The sequence below is a fragment of the Streptomyces sp. NPDC102283 genome, from assembly GCF_044766265.1.
Classification (GTDB): Bacteria; Actinomycetota; Actinomycetes; order Streptomycetales; family Streptomycetaceae; genus Streptomyces.
Window position 1 is genome coordinate 1 of the sequence record NZ_JBIWLQ010000046.1, and the last position, 8,299, is coordinate 8,299.

An 8,299-nucleotide genomic window follows, 5' to 3' on the forward strand; every position below is an offset into this window, starting at 1 on the left:
CAGACCCCAAGCCCTACGTCTGGACCAAGACCGCGGACGAGATCCTCGAACGCCTCGCCTCATATCTGAACAGAATTCCTGACTCAGAAGACTAGTGACCTGAGTCAGAGATTCGCTGGCAGTAGCTGGCGACCTTGTCGAGGATTTCGTCGGCGGTCTTGGTCCAGATGAAGGGCCGTGGGTGGTCGTTCCAGTCCGCGACCCAGGCCCGGATGTCGCGTTCCAGTGCTTGGACGGAACGATGGACGCCGCGTTTGAGCCTCTTCTGCGTGAGCTCGGCGAACCATCGTTCCACCAGGTTCAGCCAGGACGAACGGGTGGGTGTGAAGTGCAGGTGGAATCGAGGGTGGGACAGCAGCCACTTCTTGACCCCCGGTGTCTTGTGGGTCGCGTAGTTGTCGAGGATCGGGTGCACCTCGAGGCCGGCCGGCACTTCCTTGTCGACCTTGGCCAGGAACTTCTTGAACTCAGCTGCCCGATGGCGCCGGTGCCATGAGCCGATGACTTTGCCGGTCGCCACCTCCAGAGCCGCGAACAGGGTGGTGGTGCCGGCACGGATGTAGTCGTGGCTCCGGCGTTCCGGGACGCCCGGCATCATCGGGAGCACGGGCTGGGACCGGTCCAGGGCCTGGATCTGCGACCTCTCGTCCACGCAGAGGACCAGCGCTCTTTCCGGTGGATCCAGGTAGAGGCCCACCACGTCGCGTACCCTGTCGATGAAGAACGGGTCCGTGGACAGCTTGAAGGTCTCAGACCGGTGCGGCGCGAGTGCGAACGCCCGTTAGATCCGGGAGATCGCCGACTGCGACATGCCCGTGGCGGCAGCCATCGATCTGGTCGACCAATGGGTGGCGTTCTTCGGCCTCTCCTCGAGTGTCCTGACGATGACCCGCTCGACGTCGGCGTCACTGATCTTCCTCGGGGCACCGGGCCGCGGTTCGTCGGACAGGCCGTCCAGGCCACGTTCGATGAACCGCCGCCGCCAGGTGCGGACCGTGTCCGCGGCAACATTCAACCGGCGGGACACCTCCAGGATCGAATGCCCCTCGGCGCACTCCAGCACGATCCGCGAACGCTGAGCCAGAGCCTGGGCCGTCGAACGACGACGCACCCCACCCTCCAGCACAGCCCGCTGGGCGTCAGTCACCGACAACGGCGGAATCTTCGGACCGGGACGACTCATGAACAACCGACGACGAACCTGCGACTCAGGTCACTAGGTCACACGGAGCATGTGGTCGGACCTCAGCGGTGCATGCGGGACACCGCCCCGGCGAGGGGGCGGGGGTCAGCGCGTGCCGGGGATGTCCCGCCCGTGCGGGCGCCCGCGCTGCGGGTCGAAGAGCTGGGCCGCCGCTCCGGACACGACCAGACCGGCGGCGATCAGGAGACCGTGCCCCACGGCGATGCCGGTGCCCAGTGCGGCGAGCCCGACGGCGAGCCACAGCCAGGCGTTGCGGCGGCGGTACTCGCGCGGGGTGCGCGGGGTGCCGCCGGACATCGCATCGACGAACTCGGGATCGTCGTGACGCAGCTGCTCCTCCAGATCACGCAGCCGCTCGTCGTACGTGGGCATGGTGTCTCCCTCCCGGTACGGAAACCCTCTCGGCTCCTGAAGGCCCGGCCCCCGCGGTGCGGCACGGGGCAGGGCCCCTCGGGGCCCTGGCCTCATGGTCGTCGGGGGAGGCTTCGGGGGACCATCGGGGCCAGCACCCATATCCGGGGGCGCGCACCATGCAGACCGGGGCGCGCGTGGGATGACGGAATGGCGGGCCCGGGCGGCGACGGCCCCGGCCCGCCCGCGCAGCGGCGATAGTAGAGGCTGTCAGCGCGGGTGTTCAGCCCGCCCCTGCGACCCGACCTCCTGAGGAGCCGTTCGACCTTGTCCCTGTTCTGGCGGATCTTCCTGCTCAACGCCGCCGTGCTCGTGGCGGCCGGCGCCCTGCTGCTGCTCGGGCCGATCACCATCTCCACCCCGGTCCTGCTGACCGAGGCCATGATCCTGACCGGCGGCATCGCCTTCATGCTCGCCGCCAACGCGGCGCTGCTCCGGCTCGGCCTCTTCCCGCTCCAGCGGGTCACCCGCGCGATGACGACCACCGACCTGCTGCGCCCGAGCCCACGGCCCGAGGTCGCGGGGCACGGTGAGATCGCCGCGCTGATCGAGACGTTCAACACGATGCTGGACCGGCTGGAGGCCGAGCGGGCCACCAGCAGCGCCCGCGCGCTCTCCGCACAGGAGGCCGAGCGCCGCCGCGTGGCGCAGGAGCTGCACGACGAGGTCGGGCAGACGCTGACCGCGGTCCTGCTGGAGCTGAAGCGGGTCGCCGACCACGCCCCGGAGCCGCTGCGCGGCGAGTTGCGCCAGGTCCAGGAGATCACCCGGGGGTCGCTCGACGAGATCCGCCGGATCGCGCGCCGGCTGCGGCCCGGGGTACTGGAGGAACTGGGCCTGGTGAGCGCGCTGACGGCGCTGATCACCGAGACCCCGACGCCGGACGGGCTGACGATCCGCCGCCGGATGAGAAAGGACCTGCCCGAGTTGGGCGCCGAGGCCGAACTGGTCGTCTACCGGATCGCGCAGGAAGCCCTCACCAACACGGTCCGGCACGCCCGCGCCACCCGGCTCGACCTCTCGCTGGGGCGCAGCCCCGGTGGAGTGGAACTGCTCATCCGCGACGACGGCCGCGGCCTCGGGAACGCCCCGGAGGGGGCCGGGCTGCGCGGCATGCGCGAACGCGCTCTGCTGATCGGGGCCGAGGTCTTCCTCGGTCCGGGTCCGCGGGGCGGCACCGAAGTACGTCTCGATGTGCCCGTCCCGAACGGAAGCAAGTGACCATGCCCGCCTCACCGTCCATCGCCACGCCTCCCAGGGGCGCGACCGCTCCCACCCGCATCCTGCTGGCGGACGACCACGCCCTCGTGCGTCGCGGCGTCCGCCTGATCCTCGACGGCGAACCGGACCTGACGGTCGTCGCCGAGGCCGGTGACGGCGCCGAGGCCATCGAGATGGCCCGCGCCGAACGGCCCGACCTGGTCATTCTGGATATCGCGATGCCTCGTCTGACCGGGCTCCAGGCGGCGCGCGAGCTGTCCCGGGTCATGCCGGGGCTGCGCATCCTGATGCTCACGATGTACGACAACGAGCAGTACTTCTTCGAGGCGTTGAAGGCGGGGGCGGCCGGGTACGTGCTCAAGTCGGTCGCGGACCGGGACCTGGTGGAGGCCTGCCGGGCCGCGATGCGCGACGAGCCGTTCCTCTACCCGGGCGCGGTGACCGCGCTCATCCGCAACTTCCTCGACCGGGTCAAGGACGGCGAGGACCTGCCGGCGCGGACCATCACGGAACGCGAGGAGGAGATCCTCAAGCTGGTCGCCGAGGGCCACTCCTCCAAGGAGATCGCCGAATTGCTCGTCATCAGCGTCAAGACCGTGGAGCGGCACCGCGCCAACCTGCTCCAGAAGCTCGGCCTGCGCGACCGCCTGGAGCTCACCCGCTACGCGATCCGCGCCGGGCTGATCGAGCCCTGACCTCACAGGATCGGGGGCGCGGGCAGTTCATGTGATTCTCACCCGGTCCGCATAGGGTGCCCCCGTGACCCAGATGACCCCGCCCGGCTGGCATCCAGACCCCGGGCACTCAGGCAATGGCCCCGCTCAGGAACGCTGGTGGGACGGAACGCAGTGGACCGGCCATGTCCGCGCGTCGCCCGGCGCGGCGCGTCGTCGCGGAATCCGCGTCGGCGTCGGCGTGACGGTCGGCGCGGTGGTGCTCGCCGCCATCGGGGGCGGTGTGTATCTGCTGGGCGAGGGCGATGGCGGTCGGCCCGACACGGCGGCTTCCTCGCCCTCCACCACCCCCGAACTGCCGGACGCACCGGACGGGGGCGAGAAGGGCGACGAGAAGAACGACGGGGAGAACGGCGACGGTCAGGGGCCCGGTGAACGGCTCCCGCCGACCGAGCCGGGCTTCGCCACCGACCTGGCCGCAGGGATCAGCCTTCCGGTGCCCAAGGGCTGGAAGGGCACATCCGGGGCGGTCGGCGCCGGACTGACGACGGGGGAACACCCGTGCCCCGGCGACACCGCCGAGACCTGTGTGCGCGGCGGGGTGTTCTCCGCCCCGGCGGCCGCGATGAAGCTCACCGCGGGGACGCCCGAGGAGGCGGCCAAGAAGGACATCGCCCTCAACGCCCAGGAGTCCTACGGCGGCAAGAGCTACGGAAAGATCTCCTCGCACGAGGAGTTGAGGTCCGAGGCCGTCACGGTGGCGGGCGGCAAGGGTTATGTGGTGCGCTGGAAGGTGGTGACGGAGAAGGGCGACGACGGCTACGTGGAATCGCTGGTGTTCCCCTCCCCCGCCTCCAAGGACATGCTCGTCGTGGTCCGGTCCGGGTTCGACGTCAACGAGGACGCGCCGAAGCTGTCCGTCCTGGATCAGATCACCCGCGGGATCAAGGTCGCGTCCGGTGCCGGAGGCGGCGCCGGCGGAGCCGTCTGAACGGATCAGCCCAGCGTTGCGTGACCGGCGCAGGGGCCCGGACGGTCTCCGGGCCCCTGCGCCGTTTCGCTGCTCGGTCCTGCCGGCTGCTCGGTCCTGCGCGTGGTCAGCCCGTGGCCGTTGCCGGGTCGCTGACCCCGGCGGCTCCCGTCTCGACGTGACCGGCGAAGCGGCGCAGGAAGGCCGGCTCGCCCTCGGCCGTGACGGACACGTCGTACCAGCGCCTTCCCGCCCTCAGGTCCATGGTGCGCGACACCGTGGCACCGGGCCGCACGGTGACCGACCGCTCCTCTCCCCCGTAGGCGTCGGCGTTGGAGAGGGTGAGGCGGACCTCGGTGTCGCCGGGGTTGGTGAGGGTCAGGTCGAGGTTGCCGCTCCCGTCGTTGTGGCGGGCGGTGACCTCGGCGCAGGCGGTGGAACCCGGGCTCCTGAACGTACGGAGGAAGCCGTTGGGGCCATGGACCGTGAGGTCGTGGGCGCCGCCGGAGTAGGCGGAGTTCCAGGCGTCCGACACCGTACGGCCGGCCTCGGCGGTGTACGTCCACGGAGCGTCGGTCCGGTTCCCGGAGGTGACGTAGAACTGCGCGCCGGCCGCCGTTCCCGGGCTGAAGGTGAGCGCGATCTTTCCGGTGCCCGCGTCGACGGCGCCGTCGACGTACGGGGCGTACGGGAGCGGCCGGGCGGGGCGGCTGCCCGGTTCCTGCTTCGGCAGGGATCCGACGACGGGCGGAGCGGGCCGGTAGTCGGAGTGACGCTCGCGGTCCGGAGGCTCGTAGGCGGAGGTGTCCGGCAGGTCGCCGGGGGCGGGCTCGGTGCGGGCGAAGTCGAAGGCGGAGGTCAGGTCGCCGCAGACGGCCCGCCGCCACGGTGAGATGTTCGGCTCGCGGACGCCGAAGCGCTGCTCCATGAACCGCAGCACCGAGGTGTGGTCGAAGGTCTCGGAGCAGACGAAGCCGCCGGTGCTCCAGGGCGAGACGACCAGCATCGGGACGCGCGGCCCGAGTCCGTAGACACCGGGGCCGTACGAGGCGCCGCCCGCGTACACCTCCGTCGAGGTGTCAGCCGTGGACAGGCCCCGGTCGGCGGAGGCCGGCGGATAGGGCGGTACGACGTGGTCGAAGAAGCCGTCGTTCTCGTCGTAGGTGATGAACAGGGCGGTGCGGCTCCACACCTCGGGGTCGGACGTCAGCGCGTCCAGCAGCCGCGCGATGTACCAGGCGCCGTAGTTGGAGGGGAAGTTGGAGTGCTCGGTGAAGGCCTCCGGTGCGGCGACCCAGGAGATCTGCGGCAGTGTTCCGGCCCGGACGTCGGCGGCGATGCCGTCGAAGTAGCCGTCGCCGCCGGCCACGTTCGTACCGGTGCGCGCCTTGTCGTACAGCGGGTTCCCGGGCTGGGCGTTGCGGTACTCGTCGAAGTAGAGCAGTGAGTTGTCGCCGTAGTTGCCCCGGTAGGCGTCCTCGATCCAGCCCCAGCCGCCGGGGCCGTCCAGACCGTCGCCGATGTCCTGGTAGATCTTCCAGGAGACTCCGGCTTCCTCCAGTCGTTCGGGGTACGTCGTCCAGCCGTAGCCGCGCTCCTCGTTGCCGAGGACGGGCCCGCCGCCGGTGCCGTCGTTGCCGGTGTGCCCCGACCAGAGGTAGTAGCGGTTGGGGTCGGTGGCCCCGATGAACGAGCAGTGGTAGGCGTCGCACACGGTGAACCGGTCGGCGAGCGCGTAGTGGAAGGGGATGTCGTCCCGGGTCAGATGGGCCATCGTCGTCGGTGTCTTGGCCGGGATCCAGCGGTCGTACCGCCCGTCGTTGTACGCCCGGTGGCCGCCCGCCCAGTCATGGTTGAGGCCCTGGAGGAACTGCATCCCCAGGTCGTCGGCGGTCGGGTGGAACGGCAGGGTCTCCTTGCCCGTCGCGTCGGCCTGATGCCAGACGGACTTGCCGCTCGGCAGCGTCACGGGGCGTGGGTCCCCGAACCCCCGCACGCCTTTCAGCGCCCCGAAGTAGTGGTCGAAGGAACGGTTCTCCTGCATCAGGACGACGATGTGCTCGACATCCTGGAGCGTTCCGGAAGCCCGGTGGGCGGGGATGGCGGCGGCGCGGTCGATGCTGCCCGACAACGCGGCGAATCCCGCTGTCGCACCGGCTATCCGGAAGAAGCGGCGCCGATTCATATCAGCCATGAGTGAGGGGCCTCTTGGAGTGTGGGGAACGGGAACAGAAGCGAACAGGATGTTCCAAGAGAACCGAACAGAACGGAAGAGGCCGTGACGGACCGGTTAACGCCGCATGAGTTCCTCCAGGAGTTCGCCGAGGAGGCCGGGGTGCCCCACGAACGGGGAGTGGCCCGTCAGCCACTCACGTACCTCGGTGCAGCGCGCGGCCATCTTCCGTTGCAGAGCGGGGTCGATGACCCGGTCCTGGTCGCAGACGACGTAGGTGGAGGGTGTGTCCTTCCAGCTGTGATGGAGCGGGACTCCTCGTCCGCAGCCGGGGGCTTGCGGACGGAGCAGGTCGACCGCCCAGGCGGCGAGGGATGCGGAGCAGTCGTCGTAGAGGACCCGGGCGGCCAGTTCGGGACGCAGAGTGGTCGACCCGTCGGGCTCGGGGACGATCGCCTCCTGGAGTCGCGGCGAGGCCCCGCCCAGGGTGGCCGCGCTTTCGCCGGTGTCCGGTACGAAGGCCGTCAGATAGACCAGATGTGCCGCTCCACGCACTCCGGTGATCACCGACCCGCCGTAGGAGTGGCCCAGCACGAGCGGAGGCCCCGCCAGCGAGTCGACAGCGGCTTGGACCGCCGCGGTGTCGGCGGACAGCGAGCCTCGGTGAAGCTCGGGAACGACGGCCTCGATTCCCGCGGTCCGCAGGCGTTCCGCCACCCTGCCGAAGTGCTCGGGACGGTGGTACAGGCCGTGAACGAGCACTACGGCAGACAGAGCGTCCGCCTCCTCACGTAGGGTTTCGGCTGCTGGAAACGTAGGACGACGGTGAGGACCGAAAAATGAACAGTCCGGCGATCGTATCGAAAGAAGAATGGTTAGCGGCCCGGAAGGAACTGCTCGCGCGGGAGAAGCAGTTCGACCGGGAGCGGGACGCGCTCAGCGCGCGGCGCCGGGCCCTGCCGATGGTGGAGGTCACCGAACCGTACGTGTTCGACGGTCCCGACGGCCCGGCAAGCCTCGTCGATCTGTTCGACGGTCGTAGTCAGCTCATCGTCTACCACTTCATGCTGGCGCCCGATGGGGAGGCCGGCTGTACCGGGTGCTCGCTTCTCGCCGACAACATCGGCCACTTGGCGCATCTGCACGCGGCCCGGACATCGTTCGCCGCGGTCTCGCGCGCGCCTCTCGCGCGGATCACGAAGTTCCGCGAACGCATGGAGTGGACCTTCCCCTGGTTCTCCTCCCACGGGACGTCGTTCAACTACGACTTCCACGTCACCATGGATGAATCCGTGACGCCTGTCCTCTTCAACTTCCGCACGAAGGACGAGCTGCGTGAGGCCGGAATCGGGTCCTGGGCCGAGAGCGGCGAGCAGCACGGTCTGAGCGTCTTCCTCCGCGAGGACGACCGCGTGTTCCACACCTACTCGACGTACTCGCGTGGCACCGATCTCCTCAACGGCACCTTCAACTACCTGGACCTCACCCCCCTCGGGCGGCAGGAGGAGGCCGGAATCATGGACTGGGTCCGCCACCACGACGACTACGGCGGCTAGTCTTCTGAGTCAGGAATTCTGTTCAGATATGAGGCGAGGCGTTCGAGGATCTCGTCCGCGGTCTTGGTCCAGACGTAGGGCTTGGGGTCT

7 protein-coding genes and 1 pseudogene are annotated in these 8,299 nt (G+C 69.7%); 4 read left to right on the forward strand and 4 right to left on the reverse strand.

Features of this window, described 5'->3' with window-relative positions; all coding sequences use genetic code 11:
* Window positions 1-91 precede the first annotated feature (91 nt).
* Together ACIRJT_RS38670 and ACIRJT_RS38675 are read right to left on the reverse strand one after the other, a co-directional pair.
* A pseudogene (locus tag ACIRJT_RS38670) lies at window positions 92-1,183 on the reverse strand (IS630 family transposase).
* 105 nt (window positions 1,184-1,288) lie between these two features.
* The gene (locus tag ACIRJT_RS38675; protein ID WP_403919294.1) at window positions 1,289-1,576 is read right to left on the reverse strand and encodes a DUF3040 domain-containing protein; all 288 of its coding nucleotides are present in this window, start codon (window positions 1,574-1,576) and stop codon (window positions 1,289-1,291) included.
* Window positions 1,577-1,882: 306 nt separating this feature from the next.
* On the opposite strand from ACIRJT_RS38675, the gene ACIRJT_RS38680 reads away from it, so the two are divergent.
* The 3 genes from ACIRJT_RS38680 to ACIRJT_RS38690 all read left to right on the forward strand — a co-directional run bounded on the left by ACIRJT_RS38680 (window position 1,883) and on the right by ACIRJT_RS38690 (window position 4,501).
* Window positions 1,883-2,836 carry a HAMP domain-containing sensor histidine kinase gene (locus tag ACIRJT_RS38680; protein ID WP_403919300.1) on the forward strand — a complete coding sequence of 318 codons (954 nt, stop codon included), beginning with the start codon at window positions 1,883-1,885 and terminating at the stop codon, window positions 2,834-2,836.
* Window positions 2,837-2,838: 2 nt separating this feature from the next.
* Window positions 2,839-3,531 carry a response regulator gene (locus tag ACIRJT_RS38685; RefSeq protein ID WP_403919303.1) on the forward strand — a complete coding sequence of 231 codons (693 nt, stop codon included), beginning with the start codon at window positions 2,839-2,841 and terminating at the stop codon, window positions 3,529-3,531.
* A 73-nt stretch (window positions 3,532-3,604) separates the two neighbouring features.
* A complete protein-coding gene (locus ACIRJT_RS38690) occupies window positions 3,605-4,501 on the forward strand; it encodes a DUF2510 domain-containing protein (protein ID WP_403919309.1) in 897 nt (298 codons plus the stop codon).
* A gap of 106 nt (window positions 4,502-4,607) precedes the next feature.
* Here the strand turns inward: ACIRJT_RS38690 and ACIRJT_RS38695 are convergent, their stop codons facing one another.
* Both ACIRJT_RS38695 and ACIRJT_RS38700 read right to left on the reverse strand, forming a co-directional pair.
* Window positions 4,608-6,674 carry a phosphocholine-specific phospholipase C gene (locus ACIRJT_RS38695; RefSeq protein WP_403919305.1) on the reverse strand — a complete coding sequence of 689 codons (2,067 nt, stop codon included), beginning with the start codon at window positions 6,672-6,674 and terminating at the stop codon, window positions 4,608-4,610.
* 96 nt (window positions 6,675-6,770) lie between these two features.
* On the reverse strand, window positions 6,771-7,427 hold the full coding sequence (locus tag ACIRJT_RS38700; protein ID WP_403919312.1) for an alpha/beta hydrolase: 657 nt from the start codon (window positions 7,425-7,427) through the stop codon (window positions 6,771-6,773).
* Window positions 7,428-7,492: 65 nt separating this feature from the next.
* Here ACIRJT_RS38700 and ACIRJT_RS38705 point away from each other — a divergent pair, with 65 nt between their 5' ends.
* Window positions 7,493-8,209, forward strand: coding sequence for a DUF899 domain-containing protein (locus tag ACIRJT_RS38705; RefSeq protein ID WP_403919307.1), 717 nt, complete (start codon window positions 7,493-7,495; stop codon window positions 8,207-8,209).
* Window positions 8,210-8,299 lie beyond the last annotated feature (90 nt).